Source organism: Novosphingobium sp. FW305-C-111 (assembly GCF_058783565.1).
In genome coordinates this window covers 20,705-35,337 of record NZ_JBYSYP010000011.1, presented here as the reverse complement: position 1 = coordinate 35,337, position 14,633 = coordinate 20,705, and the positions used below count along the sequence as shown (strand labels likewise).

Here is a 14,633-nt window from a genome sequence, read left to right as displayed (position 1 = left end):
CTCTCAGTTCAGGCCGAAGCCGGGGACGGCGGCGCTGGCGGTCTTGTCCTTCTTGCCCTTCTTGCGCTTGCCTTCGTCGGCGAGCGCGCGCGGGGCCTGGGGCTGGGTCAGCGCGCCGACTTGCGGGCCGGCCTGGACGGTGCCGTCCTTTTCGCTCGGCTTGGGGCGGTCCTGGCCGCTCTTGCCGTCGCTGATGAAGTTGCCGAACAGCTGCTGCATGGCGTCAGGCGTCTGGTAGCCGTCGGTCGGCAGCTTGATGTCGTTGGCGTCGACCGGCTGGACCAGGTACGGCGTCACGATGATGACCAGTTCGGTCTCGCCCTTGCGGAAATTGGTCGAGCGGAACAGGCTGCCCAAGATCGGCAGGTCGCCAGCGCCCGGCATCTTGTTGATCGTGTTCTGTGCCTGGTTGCTCATCAGCCCCGCGATCATGAAGCTCTGGCCGGAGCCGAGTTCGATGGTCGTTTCGGCGCGGCGGATGGTCAGCGACGGGATCGAGAACCCGTTCAGCGTGACCGCACCCTGCGCCGACAACTCCGACACTTCTGGACGGACGCGCATCGAGATGCGGCCGTTGGCGAGTACGGTCGGGGTGTAGGCCAGGCTGACGCCAAACTTCTTGTACTCGATCGAGGTCGAGCCGAGGCCCTGGCTGATCGGGATCGGGTATTCGCCGCCTGCAAGGAAGTCGGCGGTCTCGCCCGACAGCGCGGTCAGGTTCGGTTCCGACAGGGTGGTGACGAGACCGGCAGTCTCGGCGAGATCGAGCGCGCCAAGAAGATCGAGTCCGAACAGCCGACCAGCGCCCGCAATCGTCGTACCAGATGTGATCGGGGTGACCGTGGTCCCGGGTACCTCGACGAACTTGCCAGGATTGTTGACGTCCGGAATCGTCACCTTGACGGTGCTGCCGATACCGGTCGCGGTGCCGGGGCGAAAGTTGGGTGACCAGCCCTCGCGGCCTTGGCCGATGCCAAACTGGAACCCGCTTGACCCATCGATGGTCGTCAGGTTGGTGCCAAGCTGGCGGACCAGCGAGCGGCTGACCTCCGCGAACTTGACGTGCAGGCTGACCTGCAGCGGCGTCGCCATCTTAAGGCGGCTGACAACGGTGGTGTCCTTGCCGACGAACGCCGTGACCAGGCGCTCGGCCTCGGCGGCGTCTTCCGGCGCAGCGACAGTGCCGGTGAGCAGGACCGTGTTGTTCATCGTCGCGACGTTGATCTTGGCTTCGGGCATGGCGAGGCCGAGCATCTGGTCGATTGAGTCGATGTTGGTGCCGACGCGGACGTTCGACGACCAGATCACCGTGCCCTTGGCATCGCTGGCATAGATCGTCGTCTCGCCGCCGCCCTTGCCGAAGACATAGAGCTGGTTGGTCGACTTCACCTGAACATCGGCGATCGAGTCGTTGGCGACGAAGACGTCGGCCATCCTGCCGGGGATCGTGACCAGCTGGCCGCGTCCGATCGAGAGGACCAGCTCGCCGGCCGGGCGCATCACGCTCTGGGCCGTCGCCGGGCTGAACCCGGGCATGAGGGCCAGCGGGGCCGCGACGAGCGCCGCGGTCAGGAGTTTGGTGGTCAGGCGGCGTTTCATCGTATTGCCCCTCATCATCTCGGTCATCCCGAGCCGGTTCTGTTGCGCGGTGCTCATCAGAAGCCCGCCATGCTGCTGCCGACACCGGCCGCCGCGTTGCCGCCGATCTGGACGGCCTGCGACGACTTGCCGCGGGTCACGCGGACCACGGGGCCCATCGGCGCGGCCGGGCGGGCCGGAGCGGCGCTCATCCGCGGTGCCTGGGCAGGTGCGGCGCCCGCAGCTGGAGCCGGACGCGGTGCGCTGGCGCCGCGGGCCTGGAAGCGGGAGACGTCGCCGCCGGTCACGAAAGTCGAGCCGTTGTCGAGCGGACGGTTCATCGCGGCCTTGAGCAGCTTTTCCTCGTCGGCCTTGCTCGCGCCGGCCGGAACCTGGAGGTCGCCCGAGGCGATCGCCTGTTCGAGCTCGCCCTGGTTGTCGGCGATCGAGCGCAGCGACAGGCTGAGCGTGCCGATGGTCTGGGCGACCGCGATCTTCTCGGCGATCTTCGGCGTGACTTCGAGCGTCACGGTGCGGAAGGTGCGGACGCGGGTCTTGCCTTCGACGGTCTCGTTTTCGGTCGACTGGTCGGTGGCGAGAACGCGCAGGTTCTTGAGGATCGTCTCGGCCGCTTTCAGCGGGGGCGCACCATCGCCGCCCTTGACCGACTGGGTCAGGACGAGGTCGATATGGTCGCCCGGGAACACGAACCCGGCAACACCGGTGCGGGCGGAGACCGGAATGGTCACGGCGCGCATGCCCGGCCCGAGTGCGGCGGCGAGGAAGCCGCGGTCGCCCGGCGCAACGAGCGAGCCCTGGGTGACCGGTTCGCCGGCGGTGATCGGGAAGCGCACGACGGTGCCGAGCAGCTTCGACAGGTCAGCCTCGCCGTCGATGAAGTAGGCGTCCTGGACCAGCTCCTTCGGCCACTCCTGGTACGCGATGGAATCGGCGGTGATGATCGTGCCGACGGGCAGGGCGCGCTGCGCGACCAGCACCTTGGGACCCTTCGGGACCTTGGAGGCCGCTTCGGCCTGGGGCGCGGATGCGCCGGTGAAAAGGCTCTTCGCGGCAAAGGCCGTACCGATCGCCACGATCAGCGCCCCAACCAGCAGCAGCAGCTTCTTACGGTCCATGGCTAGTTTCCCGCCCCTTGAATGTCTCGGCCCTCAATCGGCCAAAATGGTTAAAATCCGGTCACTCTGCGTGGGTCAGCCCAGTCCGGCCGCGGTGAGCAGCCCGGGACCCGGGTATTTGGTCCCCAGAACCCACAGTCCGGCGATGGCGATGGCGATGCCGTAGGGGATCTTGACCTTGTCCTTCTGGCGGCGGGCGATGTGCCACATGCCGAAGACGATGGTCAGCGCGCCGCCGACCAGGGCCATGATCACCAGCAGCTGGAGATAGGGCTGCCACGGCAGCCACAGCGCGAGCGCGGTGAGCAGCTTGACGTCGCCGCCGCCCATCATGCGCAGCGCGAACAGGCCGGCCAGCGCGAAGAAGACGATGACCGCAACGCCCAGTTGAAGGGCCACGCCCGGCCACAGCGACAACCCGCTCGCCCACCAGAACAGCGGTGCGGACAAGGCGATCGCGGCGTTGAGCCAGTTGTCGATCTGGCGCCGGCGAAGGTCGGTGAAAGCGGCGACGAGCAGCGCGATTGCCAAGCTGCCGGCCAGTCCGTAAACGAGATTTTCCCCCTGCATGGTTACTGCATACCGATCAGGACTTACCAAAAAGTAACCACGACCGGAGAGCCGCGATTACCCACCCGTCGTCCCCGGAACGCCTCGCCCCGATCGACCGCCGGGCGATCCCGCCGGCTGCGGTGGAAAGCCGCTGGATCGCGCCCGATGGCTGGCCGATCCGCCGGATCGACTGGCCCGGCGCGGGTGAGCCTGCGGGCGCGCGCGGCGCGATCCTGTTCCTTCCGGGGCGCGGCGATGCCTACGAAAAGTACCTCGAAACGCTGGAGCACTGGCACCGGCAGGGCTGGCACGTCACCGCGCTCGACTGGCGCGGACAGGCAGGTTCCGGCCGCCTTGCCGCCGATCCGGGGGTGGGCCACGTTTCCGACTTCTCGGTCTGGGTCGAAGACCTCGCCGCGTTCTGGAACACGTGGAAGGCCGAGCATCGCGGCCCGCGGGTGATCGTCGCGCATTCGATGGGCGGGCACCTCGCGCTCAGGGCGCTGGCCGAAAAGCGCGTCGATCCCGTGGCCATGGTGCTGTCCGCGCCGATGCTGGGTTTCACCGCACCCGGGCCGCTGCCGCTGCTCCACGGCGTGGCGAGGCTCATGTGCCGGACCGGCGATCCCGAACGGCGCGCGTGGAAGATCAGCGAGAAGCCGGGTGCCGGGCTCAAGGGCCGCGAGAACCTGCTGACGCACGACCCCGAACGCTATGCCGACGAAGCGGCGTGGCGGGTCCAGCGGCCCGAACTCGAGCTCGGCCCCGGTTCATGGCGCTGGGTCGAGCGCGCCTATGCCTCGTTCGCGGCGCTGGCGCGGCCGGGCGTGCTCGAGGCGGTGCAGACACCGGTGCTGCTCCTCGCCACCAAGGCCGACGGGCTGGTCTCGTGGCGCGCCATCGAACGCGCCGCCCGCCGCCTGCCGCGGGCGCAGCTCGTCCTCTACGGCAAGGAAGCCGCGCACGAACTGCTGCGCGAGGCGGACGAAGTGCGCAGCAAGGTGATCCGCACCACCGACGACTTCCTCGGCCGGCTGGCGCCGCCGCAGGATTGAGCGATGACCGCGCAGCACTTCGACGTCGCCATCATCGGCGCCGGGATGGCAGGCGCGAGCCTGGCCGCTGAGCTGGCGCCGCATGCCACGGTGCTGCTGGTCGAGGCGGAGGACGCGCCCGGCTACCACACCACCGGCCGCTCGGCGGCGTTCTGGGAGGAGGCCTATGGCGGCCCCGGCGTCTATCCGCTGACGATGGCCTCGGGCCGGTTCCTCCGCGCCGGCGGGTACCTCTCCCCCCGCGGCGCGCTCAACATCGGGCGCGAGGCGGACCGGGCCAAGGTCGCGGCGTTCGTCGAGCGGTTCGCGGGCCTTGGCGCGCGGGTCGACCTGATCGGGCGCGAGGCGCTCCTGGCAAGGGTGCCGGGCCTGCGCGGCGAGTGGACCTGCGGCTCGTGGGAGCCGGACTGCGCCGACATCGATGTCGCCGGGCTGCACCAGCACTACCTCGCCGCCAGCCGCCGCGCCGGTACCGTGCTCCGCGTCCGCGCGCGGGTCGAGGCGGCGGAGGGCGAGGGCGGGCGCTGGCGGATCGCGTGGCCGGGCGGGGAGGCGCTGGCGCCGGTGCTCGTCAATGCCGCGGGCGCGTGGGCCGATACCGTCGCCGTGATGGCGGGCGCGAAGCCGCTCGGCATCCGCCCCTTGCGCCGCACCGTCGCGCAGCTGCGCACCGCGCCCGAGCCGCCGGCCGACCTGCCGCTGACGCTGGGAATCAACGAGGACTTCTATTTCAAGCCGCAGGCCGGGCGGCTGTGGCTGTCGCCCCACGACGAAACCCCCGACGAGGCCCGCGACGCCGCGCCCGAAGAACTCGACGTCGCCATAGCGATCGACCGGTTCGAGGCGGTCGTCGATTGGCGGGTCGCGGCGGTCGAGCGCAAGTGGGCGGGCCTCCGCAGCTTCGCGCCCGACCGGCTGCCGGTCTATGGCTTCGACCCGCGGTGCGAGGGGTTCTTCTGGTTCGCCGGGCAGGGCGGCTTCGGCATCCAGACCGCGCCTGCCGCCGCCCGCCTCGCCGCGCAGCTGGTGCTCGCAATCCCGCAGGACGAGATGACCGCAGACATCCGCGCGGCCGATTACGCACCGGACCGGTTCAATTCCCCTGTGTAACTCCCGCCGGCGGCGCTAACCTGCATCCGGTTTGGAACCGCACAAGGGAGTCGGGAGCATGGCCCACCGTTTCGAGATCCGTAAGAACAAGGCCGGCGAGTTCGTCGCGTACTTCTGCTACAACGCCGAAACCATCTTCTGGACCGAAGGCTACAAGTCCAAGGCCAGCGCGCAGAACGCGATCGACTCGATCCTGAAAAACGGCCCGGGTGCCGAGGTGGTGGATACCACCGCGGGTTAGTTCGGCTCTGGATTGCTTCGTCGCTGCGCTCCTCGCAATGACGAAAGGTGTGGATTTGTGCGGGGGTACGTCATTTCAGACACCGTCGTCATTTCCGACACCGTCGTCATTGCGAGCGTAGCGAAGCAATCCACGGCGCACGAACGCTTTTAGGGATCAGGCCGCTTTTGCCGCCTCGCTCGCGAGCCGGTCGGCCCGTTCGTTTTCCGGGTGGCCGTCGTGGCCCTTGACCCAGACCCATTCGACCCGGTGCGGGCGGACCGCCTCGACGAGCGCGATCCACAGGTCGCCGTTCTTGACCGGCTTCTTGTCGGCGGTCTTCCAGCCGTTCTTCTGCCAGCCGAATACCCAGCGGGTGATCCCGTCGAGCACATACTTGCTGTCGGTGTGCAGCGTCACCCGGCACGGCTCCTTGAGCGCAGTCAGCGCGCGGATCGCGGCCATCAGCTCCATGCGGTTGTTGGTGGTCTCACGCTCCGAGCCGGACAGCTCCTTCTCGTGCTCGCCCATCCGCAGGATCGCGCCCCAGCCGCCCTTGCCGGGATTGCCCTTGCACGCCCCGTCGGTGAAGATCTCGACGTGTTTCACGCGAAGACCTGCGGGTTGGCGGCATAGAATTCGAGCCGGCGGGCAAAGGCCAGCGGGTCCTTGCGCATGACCAGCGCGTCCGCGGGGGTGTTGAGCCAGTCCCACGCGCGGCTGGCCAGGAACCGCATGGCCGCGCCCCGCGCCAGCACCGGCAGCGCGGCTTTCTCTGCCGGCGAGAGCGGATGCACCGCCTCGTATCCCTCCAGCAGCGCCGCGGACAGGTCTTCCCGGAAGGTGCGCCCGTCCGGCGAAAAGCACCACGCCGCATGGGTCACCGCGACGTCGTAGGCCGTGAGGTCGTTGCAGGCGAAGTAGAAGTCGATGAGGCCGGTGACCCGCGCGCCCAGCATCAGGACATTGTCGGGGAACAGGTCCGCGTGGATGACCGAGCGCGGCAGGTCGGCGGGCCACTGCCCGGCGAGGAGCGGTAGCTCCCGCTCGACCAGAGCCGCCAGCCCCGCGTCGATCGAGGCCAGCCCGTCGTGCCCGCACTCACCGATCAGCCGCTGCCATTCGGCGAGGCCCATGCCGTTTGCGCGGGTTCCGGCGAAGTCAGCGGCGGCCAAGTGGATGCGGCCCAGCGCCTCGCCCACCGCGCGCGCCTGCGCGGCGGTCGGTTCGCTCACCGAAACGCCGGGGAGGAATTCGATCAGCGCGAGGCCCTTGGATTCGCCCGATTCATGTGGGATCAGCCGGTACAGCCGCCCGTCGCGGTCGTGGATCGTCCGCGGCACCGGGCAGCCCTTGGCCGCGAGGTGGTCGAGCAGCGAGAGGAAGTACGGCAGGTCCTCCACCTCGATGCGGAACTCGTACATCGTCAGAATGAAGCGCGCGCCGTTCCCGTCCGCGCCGGTGGTCTCGACCAGCCAGTTCGAGTTGGAGACGCCCTCGGCGATGCCCTTGGCCGACACCAGCGTGCCGACGTCGAAGTCCGCGATCAGCGCGGCGATCTCCTCGGCGCCGAGGTGGGTATAGACGGCCATGACCGGGGCTTATCCGGCGAGCTGGCGGGGCAGCTTGAACACCATCTTTTCCTCGGTGGTGGTGATCACCTCCTCGGTCACGCTGCGCCATTCACCCAGCCGATCGACGACTTCACGGACCAGTACCTCGGGCGCGGAGGCGCCGGCGGTGAGGCCCAGCGTCTCGACGCCGTCCAGCCACGCCGGGTCGATCTCGCTCGCCCGCTGGATCAGCCGCGCCTGCGCCCCGCAGCGTTCGGCAACTTCGACCAGCCGCAACGAGTTCGACGAGTTCGGCGCGCCGATCACCAGCACCAGCTGGCAGCGCGGGGCGATCGCCTTGACCGAGGCCTGGCGGTTGGAGGTGGCGTAGCAGATGTCCTCGGCCTTGGGTCCGACGATCTGCGGGAAGCGCGCGCGCAGCGCGGCGACGATCCCGGCGGTGTCGTCGACCGACAGCGTCGTCTGCGTCAGGAACGCCAGCGGCGCGCCCTCGGGAAAGTCGAGTGCGGCGACGTCCGCCTCGCTCTCGACCAGCGTGATCGCGCCCTCGGGCACCTGGCCCATGGTGCCGATGACTTCGGGGTGGCCCTTGTGGCCGATGAACAGGATGTGCCGACCGGCCTCGACCTGGCGTTCGGCCTGGCGGTGGACTTTGCTGACCAGCGGGCAGGTCGCGTCGAGCCAGTCGAGCCCCCGCGCCGTCGCGGTTTCCGGCACGACCTTGGGGACCCCGTGGGCGGAGAACACCACCGGCGCGCCATCGGGCACCTGGTCGAGTTCCTCGACGAAGACCGCGCCCTTGTCCTTCAGCCCGTCGACGACGAACTTGTTGTGGACGATTTCGTGCCGCACGAACACGGGCCGTCCGAAATGCTCGAGGCTGCGCTCGACGATCTCGATCGCGCGGTCGACCCCGGCGCAGAAGCCGCGGGGCGCGGCAATCAGCAGGGTGAGGGCGGGCTTGTCCTGGCTTGGAAAGGCAGCGTTCATCGCCGCGCCCCTAGCACCATCGCGCCGTCCGGGGAACCATTGCCGAATGCAGCGGCGGTGGGTAGAGCGGGGGCCACAGTCTTTCAGGAAGAACCGCCCGATGCACCTGCCCCCGTTTCGTTCCGCCCGCGTCCGGACCGCCCTCGGCGTCTCGCTCCTCGCCGCGGCGCTCGCAGGTTGCGGCAACAAGCAGGGCGACATCGTGGTCGACGACAGCGTCGGCATCGCCGCCGTGCGCAGCCCGTGCCCGATCGTCGCGGTCCCCGACGTGACCGGCGACGTCACCCTGATGCGCGATCCTTCGCGCACCGATTCGGGCGCGATCGACGTCACCGCCTCGATCACCAACCTGCGCTCGACCTGCAACGACGGATCGGACAAGCTCTATTCGGTCGCAGATTTCGACGTCCTCGCCCGCCGCACCGACACCCGCGGCGCGCGGACGGTGCAGCTGCCCTACTTCTCGACCGTCGTGCGCGGCGGGACCGCGGTGGTGGCGAAGCGCATCGGCACGGTGACGCTCAACTTCGCCGACGGCCAGGAACGCGCTCAGGCCCACGCCCAGGCCGCCGCCTATGTCGACCGGAGCGAGGCGACGCTGCCCGAGGACATCCGCGATCGCCTGACCCGCAAGCGCAGGGCCGGTGATGCCGACGCCGCCATCGATCCGCTCTCGCAGCCCGACGTCCGCGCCGCCGTGGCGCGCGCGAGCTTCGAACTGCTGGTCGGCTTCCAGCTGACCGAGCAGCAACTGGCGTACAACGCGACGCGGTGAGGATTGGCGCCCAGGCGCGACTCTGCATCCCAAAGCTCGTCATGCTGAACTCGTTTCAGCATCCCGGCGCGTTCCAACTCGGCCATTTGCTGGAGCCCCAACTGTTGGTGAAGCGTGTTGCATCGCGCTTCAGAGCAAACCGGGAGGGGATGCTGAAACGAGTTCAGCATGACGCCGAGGAGGGTGGCTGGCGGGGAGCGCCAGTGAGACCGAAGCCAGCATTTCCCATTTTGCGCGATTTTCGCTAATGGCCCGCCATGACCGACACCCCTGCCAACCTTCACGCCGCTTTCGGCCGCCAGATCGACGCCGCGCTTGATGCGCTGGTGGCCGCGGGGACGCTGCCCGCCGGGCTGCCGCGAACGGCGGTGACCTGCGAGCCGCCGCGCGATCCCAGCCACGGCGACCTCGCCAGCAACGCGGCGATGGTCCTCGCCAAGCCGGCCGGGACCAACCCGCGCGCGCTGGCCGAGGCGCTGGTCGGCGAGCTCACCAAGGCCCCGCAGGTGACCGGCGCCGAGATCGCCGGCCCCGGCTTCATCAACCTGCGCCTCGCTGACGCGGCGTGGATCGAGGAATTGCGCACCATCGCACGCTCGGGCGGCGACTATGGCCGCTCGGCCATGGGCGGCGGCAGCGTGGTCAATGTCGAGTACGTCTCGGCCAATCCGACGGGGCCGATGCACATGGGCCACTGCCGCGGCGCGGTGGTCGGCGATGCGCTCGCCGCGCTGCTCGAGTTCGCCGGGCACAAGGTCGTGCGCGAATACTACGTCAACGACGCCGGCGCGCAGGTCGACGTGCTCGCCCGCTCGGCCCACGTCCGCTACCGCGAGGCGCTGGGCGAGGCGGTCGGCGAGATCCCCGAAGGACTTTACCCGGGCGATTACCTCGTGCCGGTCGGCCAGCAGCTCGCCGCCGAATTCGGTGACCGCTATGCCAGGGCCCCCGAAGCCGAATGGCTTGTGCCGTTCCGCGAGAAGGCGGTGGCGGCGATGCTCGAGATGATCCGGGCCGACCTCGCGCTGCTCGGCATCCACCACGACCTGTTTTCCTCGGAGGCCGAACTCCAGGCCTCGGGCAAGGTCGATGCAGCGGAGAAGTGGCTGCGTGCGCACGACCTCGTCTATGACGGCCATCTCGAAGCGCCCAAGGGCAAGACCCCCGAAGACTGGGAGCCGGTCGAGCTGCCGCTGTTCCGCTCGACCAGGTTCGGCGACGACCAGGACCGGCCGATCAAGAAGTCCAACGGGCAATGGACCTATTTCGGCGCGGACCTCGCCTACCATTTCCAGAAAGCCCAGAATGCCGACGCGCTGGTCGATATCTGGGGCGCGGACCATGCCGGCACGGTCAAGCGGATCAAGGCCGCGGTCGCCGCGCTGACCGGGGCGGACGGGCACAAGCCCAAGCCGTTCGAGGTCAAGCTGGTCCAGATGGTCCAGCTGATGAAGGGCGGCCAGCCGTTCAAGATGTCGAAGCGCGCGGGCAATTTCGTCACGCTGGCCGACGTCGTGGAGATGGTCGGCAAGAACGTCGTGCGCTTCACCATGCTCACCCGCAAGCCCGACGCGCAGATGGACTTCGACTTCGACAAGGTGGTCGAAGCCTCGAAGGACAACCCGGTCTTCTACGTGCAGTATGCCCACGCGCGGATCTGCTCGACGCTGCGCAAGGCGGCGGCGGAGGGCTTTGCGCCCGATCCCGCGAACCTCTCGCTGCTCGGCGAGGAAGAACTCGCACTGGTCAAGCTCGCCGCGCAGTTCCCGCGCACCGTGGAGGCCGCCGCCGCCGCGCGCGAGCCGCACCGTATCGCGTTCTACCTGAACGACCTCGCGAGCGCGTTCCACTCGTACTGGAACCTTGGCAACGACCGCCCGGACAAGCGCTTCATCGTGGCCCAGGATGGGGCACTCACGGCAGCCCGTCTTTTCCTCGCCCAACAAATCGGGCAAGTGGTCAAGAACGGCCTCGCGCTCCTTGGCGTGGAGGCGGCCGAGGAGCTTTAGGGGCATGATGGGCGGCGACGAAAAGAACCAGTGGGACGACGGCTTGCCGGAAGACGAACCGTTCGAGACCACCCCGTTCGACGAAGCGCAGCAGGGCTCGGGTGCGGGCCGCCTGCCGCTCGACGACGAAGATCGCCTGCCGTGGCTGGAAAGCCCCGATGACGTCGACCTCGAGGAAGAGGGCGTCGATGCCGGGCGGCTGGTCGGGCTGATCGTCATGGGCGTGGTCGCGCTCGCGCTGATCCTCGGCGCGGTGTGGTGGCTCTCGCACCGCGGCGGTGCCGGGCAGCAGGCCGACGGCAGCCTGATCGCGGCGTCGAAGGAACCGTACAAGGTCAAGCCCGAGGATGCCGGCGGCAAGGTCTTCGAAGGGACCGGCGACACCAGCTTCAAGGTCAGCGAAGGGCTGCGCCCGCAGGCGAGCATCGCCTCGAGCGACGCCCCGCCGCCCGCCGCCGCACCGGCCCCGGCGCCCAGCGCCTCGTCCAGCAAGGCACCCGCTGCGCAGGCCTCCGCCAGCGCCGCTCCGGCCGCACCCGGCGTCGGCGTGCAGATCGGGGCGTTCTCGACCAAGGCGGCGGCCGAAGCCGCATGGGCGCGCTACCAGGCCCAGTTCGAGGCGCTCAAGGGCACCAGCCACCGCGTAATCGAGGGCAAGGCCGACATTGGCACCGTTTACCGACTCCAGGCCGTGGCCGGCGACGCCGGTGCGGCGCGGAGCCTGTGCTCGACGCTCTCGGCGGGCGGGCTCAAGTGCCAGGTGAAGTGATTTTCGCTGACTAAGCGCGTCCCCGCGAAGGCGGGGACCTCCATCAATCCAGCGGACCGTTTGCTGCACGAGGTCCCCGCCTGCGCGGGGATGCGGTGAGGGGAAATTTTCCCCGGTCAATCTCCCCCGCGCCCTTGCGAAACCCCGGCGTTTCCGCGAATCTTCGAGCCATGACCCCGGCCATCTTCGGCCTCGCCGGCCTGACCCTCAGCGATTCCGAGCGCGACTTTTTCCGCGACGCCGACCCAGCGGGCTACATCCTGTTCGGCCGCAACATCGAAAGCCCGGAGCAGGTCCGCGCGCTCACCGATGCCTTGCGCGACATCCACGGGCGCGAGCGGCTGCTCATCACCATCGACCAGGAAGGCGGCCGCGTCCGCCGGATGCGCGATCCGGTGTGGCCGGCCTACCCGGCGGGCGAGGCGTTCGACCGGCTCTATGACGTGGCCCCCGCCAGCGCGATCGAGGCGGCGCGGGTCAACGCCGAGGCGCTCGGCCACGACCTCGCCGAAGCCGGGATCACCTGTACCCACGCGCCCTTGCTCGACGTCCGCCAGCCCGATGCCGACAACGTGATCGGTGACCGCGCGCTCGGCAGCGAACCGCTGCGGGTGGCGGCGCTGGGCCGCGCGGTGCTGGACGGCCTCGCCCGCGCCGGGGTCGCTGGCACGATCAAGCACATGCCCGGTCACGGCCGCACCACGACCGACACGCACAAGGCGATGCCGACCGTCACCGCCAGCGCCGAGGAACTCGAATGGGACTTGGCCCCGTTCAAGGCGCTGCACGATGCGCCGATCGGAATGACCGGGCACCTCCTGTTCACCGCGTGGGACACGGAGAACCCGGCAACGCTTTCGCCGTTCGTCATCAACGAGGTGATCCGACGCCAGATCGGCTTTGGCGGCCTCCTGCTGACCGACGACCTCGACATGGAGGCGCTGACCGGCACCGTGCCGGACCGCGCGGCCCGCGCGCTCGCGGCGGGTTGCGACATCGCGCTCAACTGCTGGGCGAAGATGGACGATATGGCCGGCATCTGCGCCGCCGTCCCGGCGATGCCCGCCGAGACGGCCGCACGGCTCGACCGGGCACTCGCCACCACCCGGCTCGACGGGGGTTCGGGGCGGCGGCACGAACTGCTGGCCAAGCGCGACCAGCTCCTGGCGCTCGCCGCATGACCGAGAACGCCGCCGCGACCGACCTTTTCGCCGACGCGGAGTGGGACGGCGTGGCGAGCGGGGGTTCCGAGGACGCGGCGCTCTATCTCGAGCTCGACGGCTGGGAAGGGCCGCTCGACCTGCTGCTCGACCTCGCCCGGCGGCAGAAGGTCGACCTGCGCAAGATCTCGATTCTCGATCTCGTCGACCAGTACCTGACCTATATCGAGCGGGCCGAGGCGCTGAAGCTGGAGCTTGCCGCCGATTATCTGGTGATGGCCGCGTGGCTCGCCTACCTCAAGTCGCTGCTCCTCCTCCCGCGTGAAGAAGGCGTCGAGCCTTCACCTGAGGAACTCGCGCTCAAGCTGCAACTGCGGCTCCAGCGGCTGGGGGCGATGCGCGAGGCCGGGGCGCGGCTGATGGCCCGCGACCGGCTGGGCCGCGACGTGTTCCGCCGCGGCGCGCCCGAGGGGCTGCGGATCGACCGCAAGGCCAGGTGGCAGTGCGACTGGTTCGCGCTCGTCCAGGCCTATGGCCACGTCAAGGCGCGCACCGCGCCGGTGGTCCACATGGTCCGCGAGCGGGCGGTGATGACGCTCGATTCGGCGCTGGCGCGGGTCTCCTCGATGCTCGGCGTCAGCCTCGACTGGATGGAGCTGCGCAGCTTCCTCCCGCCGCACGCCGACCCGCAGCTTCGCCGCTCGGCGCTCGCCTCCAGCTTCGTCGCCGCACTCGAACTGGCGCGGCTGGGCAAGGCCGAGATCGAGCAGGACGAGACCTTCGGCCCGCTGATGCTGCGCGGGGTGCGCGGGTGAGTTCATTTGAAGCATCGTCATTGCGAGGCCGCAGGCCGAAGCAATCCAGGGCGGCCTGGGTGGCTCTGGATTGCTTCGCCTCGCTCGCAATGAAGAAGGAGTGGGGTGAGAAGCTTTGAACGCGCAGCGCCCCGACGACCTCGTCCGCGCGGTCGAGGCGACGCTGTTCGCGGCCGAGGAGCCGATGACCGCGCAGGCCATTTCCAGCCATCTCGCCGGGGCGTCCGTGAAGGATGCGTTGGAAGAACTGCGCGAGACGTATGCCGGGCGCGGGATCGAACTGGTCGAGCGCGGCGGGCGCTGGCATTTCCAGACCGCCAGCGACCTCGCCCACCTGCTCCGCCGCGAGAAGGAAGAGGTGCGCCGCCTCTCGCGCGCCGCGACCGAGGCGCTGGCGATCATCGCCTATCACGAACCCGTCAGTCGCGCCGAGATCGAGGCGATCCGCGGCGTTCAGACCGCCAAGGGCACACTGGACGTGCTGATGGAGGCGGGCTGGGTCCGCGTCGCCGGACGGCGCGAGGTGCCGGGGCGGCCGGTGATCTATGCGACCACGCCCGAATTTCTCACCCACTTCGGCCTCGAATCGCGGCGCGACCTGCCGGGCATCGACGACCTCCGCGCCGCCGGGTTGCTCGACCCGGTGGACGACGCCTTCGCCGCGCTGACTGGCGGCGATGAGCCGGCGGAGGTGGCCGGGGAGGGCGAGGAGGAGGAATAGCGCAAGGATTCCGCGTCGTCCCGGACCTGATCCGGGACCGCTCGGGTCGTGGCGCGGCCTTGCTTGCAAGCACTTGCCCCCGGTCCCGGGTCGACGTGGGCTTGGCCGCTTACCAAACCGTCACTGGCATGTTCAGGTTCGCCGCACTATATGCGGCGCGACGCAAGGA

General features: G+C 69.4%; 15 protein-coding genes. 9 read left to right on the top strand and 6 right to left on the bottom strand.

The annotated features are described in order from the left end of the window. Positions 1-3: 3 nt before the first annotated feature. The 3 genes from AC3WLD_RS13245 to AC3WLD_RS13235 all read right to left on the bottom strand — a co-directional run bounded on the left by AC3WLD_RS13245 (position 4) and on the right by AC3WLD_RS13235 (position 3,284). Positions 4-1,656 (bottom strand): type II and III secretion system protein family protein, encoded by a 1,653-nt coding sequence (locus AC3WLD_RS13245; protein ID WP_492557439.1) that lies wholly within the window; start codon positions 1,654-1,656, stop codon positions 4-6. Further along, positions 1,656-2,714: a Flp pilus assembly protein CpaB gene (cpaB, locus tag AC3WLD_RS13240; RefSeq protein ID WP_492557438.1), complete on the bottom strand. Its 1,059-nt coding sequence runs from the start codon at positions 2,712-2,714 to the stop codon at positions 1,656-1,658. Before cpaB ends, AC3WLD_RS13245 begins: the two co-directional genes overlap by 1 nt. 75 nt (positions 2,715-2,789) lie before the next feature. Then, the gene (locus tag AC3WLD_RS13235; protein WP_492557437.1) at positions 2,790-3,284 is read right to left on the bottom strand and encodes an A24 family peptidase; all 495 of its coding nucleotides are present in this window, start codon (positions 3,282-3,284) and stop codon (positions 2,790-2,792) included. Between the two features lie 122 nt (positions 3,285-3,406). On the opposite strand from AC3WLD_RS13235, the gene AC3WLD_RS13230 reads away from it, so the two are divergent. From AC3WLD_RS13230 to AC3WLD_RS13220, 3 genes are read left to right on the top strand one after another with little or no spacing between them, the layout of a single operon-like run. After that, positions 3,407-4,321, top strand: coding sequence for an alpha/beta fold hydrolase (locus AC3WLD_RS13230; protein WP_492557436.1), 915 nt, complete (start codon positions 3,407-3,409; stop codon positions 4,319-4,321). A gap of 3 nt (positions 4,322-4,324) precedes the next feature. Then, positions 4,325-5,431: an NAD(P)/FAD-dependent oxidoreductase gene (locus AC3WLD_RS13225; RefSeq protein ID WP_492557435.1), complete on the top strand. Its 1,107-nt coding sequence runs from the start codon at positions 4,325-4,327 to the stop codon at positions 5,429-5,431. 58 nt (positions 5,432-5,489) lie between these two features. Next, entirely contained in the window at positions 5,490-5,672 is a 183-nt protein-coding gene (locus tag AC3WLD_RS13220) for a YegP family protein (protein ID WP_492557434.1), read from the top strand. Between the two features lie 156 nt (positions 5,673-5,828). Here AC3WLD_RS13220 and rnhA read toward each other — a convergent pair whose 3' ends face one another. The 3 genes from rnhA to ispH are packed head-to-tail and all read right to left on the bottom strand — an operon-like array spanning position 5,829 to position 8,215. Continuing rightward, a complete protein-coding gene (gene rnhA / locus AC3WLD_RS13215; RefSeq protein ID WP_492557433.1) occupies positions 5,829-6,260 on the bottom strand; it encodes a ribonuclease HI in 432 nt (143 codons plus the stop codon). Next, positions 6,257-7,243 (bottom strand): homoserine kinase, encoded by a 987-nt coding sequence (thrB, locus tag AC3WLD_RS13210; protein ID WP_492557432.1) that lies wholly within the window; start codon positions 7,241-7,243, stop codon positions 6,257-6,259. Before thrB ends, rnhA begins: the two co-directional genes overlap by 4 nt. A gap of 9 nt (positions 7,244-7,252) precedes the next feature. After that, on the bottom strand, positions 7,253-8,215 hold the full coding sequence (ispH, locus tag AC3WLD_RS13205) for a 4-hydroxy-3-methylbut-2-enyl diphosphate reductase (RefSeq protein WP_492557431.1): 963 nt from the start codon (positions 8,213-8,215) through the stop codon (positions 7,253-7,255). A 100-nt stretch (positions 8,216-8,315) separates the two neighbouring features. Here ispH and AC3WLD_RS13200 point away from each other — a divergent pair, with 100 nt between their 5' ends. From AC3WLD_RS13200 to scpB, 6 genes are all read left to right on the top strand, one after another. Beyond that, positions 8,316-8,990: a hypothetical protein gene (locus AC3WLD_RS13200; RefSeq protein WP_492557430.1), complete on the top strand. Its 675-nt coding sequence runs from the start codon at positions 8,316-8,318 to the stop codon at positions 8,988-8,990. 257 nt (positions 8,991-9,247) lie between these two features. Continuing rightward, on the top strand, positions 9,248-10,999 hold the full coding sequence (gene argS / locus AC3WLD_RS13195; RefSeq protein WP_492557429.1) for an arginine--tRNA ligase: 1,752 nt from the start codon (positions 9,248-9,250) through the stop codon (positions 10,997-10,999). Positions 11,000-11,003: 4 nt separating this feature from the next. After that, entirely contained in the window at positions 11,004-11,768 is a 765-nt protein-coding gene (locus tag AC3WLD_RS13190) for an SPOR domain-containing protein (protein WP_492557428.1), read from the top strand. 170 nt (positions 11,769-11,938) lie between these two features. Continuing rightward, positions 11,939-12,949 (top strand): beta-N-acetylhexosaminidase, encoded by a 1,011-nt coding sequence (gene nagZ, locus AC3WLD_RS13185; RefSeq protein ID WP_492557427.1) that lies wholly within the window; start codon positions 11,939-11,941, stop codon positions 12,947-12,949. Then, the gene (locus AC3WLD_RS13180; RefSeq protein WP_492557426.1) at positions 12,946-13,743 is read left to right on the top strand and encodes a segregation and condensation protein A; all 798 of its coding nucleotides are present in this window, start codon (positions 12,946-12,948) and stop codon (positions 13,741-13,743) included. The genes nagZ and AC3WLD_RS13180 overlap by 4 nt, the downstream gene beginning before the upstream one ends. Positions 13,744-13,858: 115 nt before the next feature. Next, a complete protein-coding gene (gene scpB / locus AC3WLD_RS13175) occupies positions 13,859-14,464 on the top strand; it encodes an SMC-Scp complex subunit ScpB (protein WP_492557425.1) in 606 nt (201 codons plus the stop codon). The last annotated feature ends 169 nt before the right edge of the window (positions 14,465-14,633 follow it).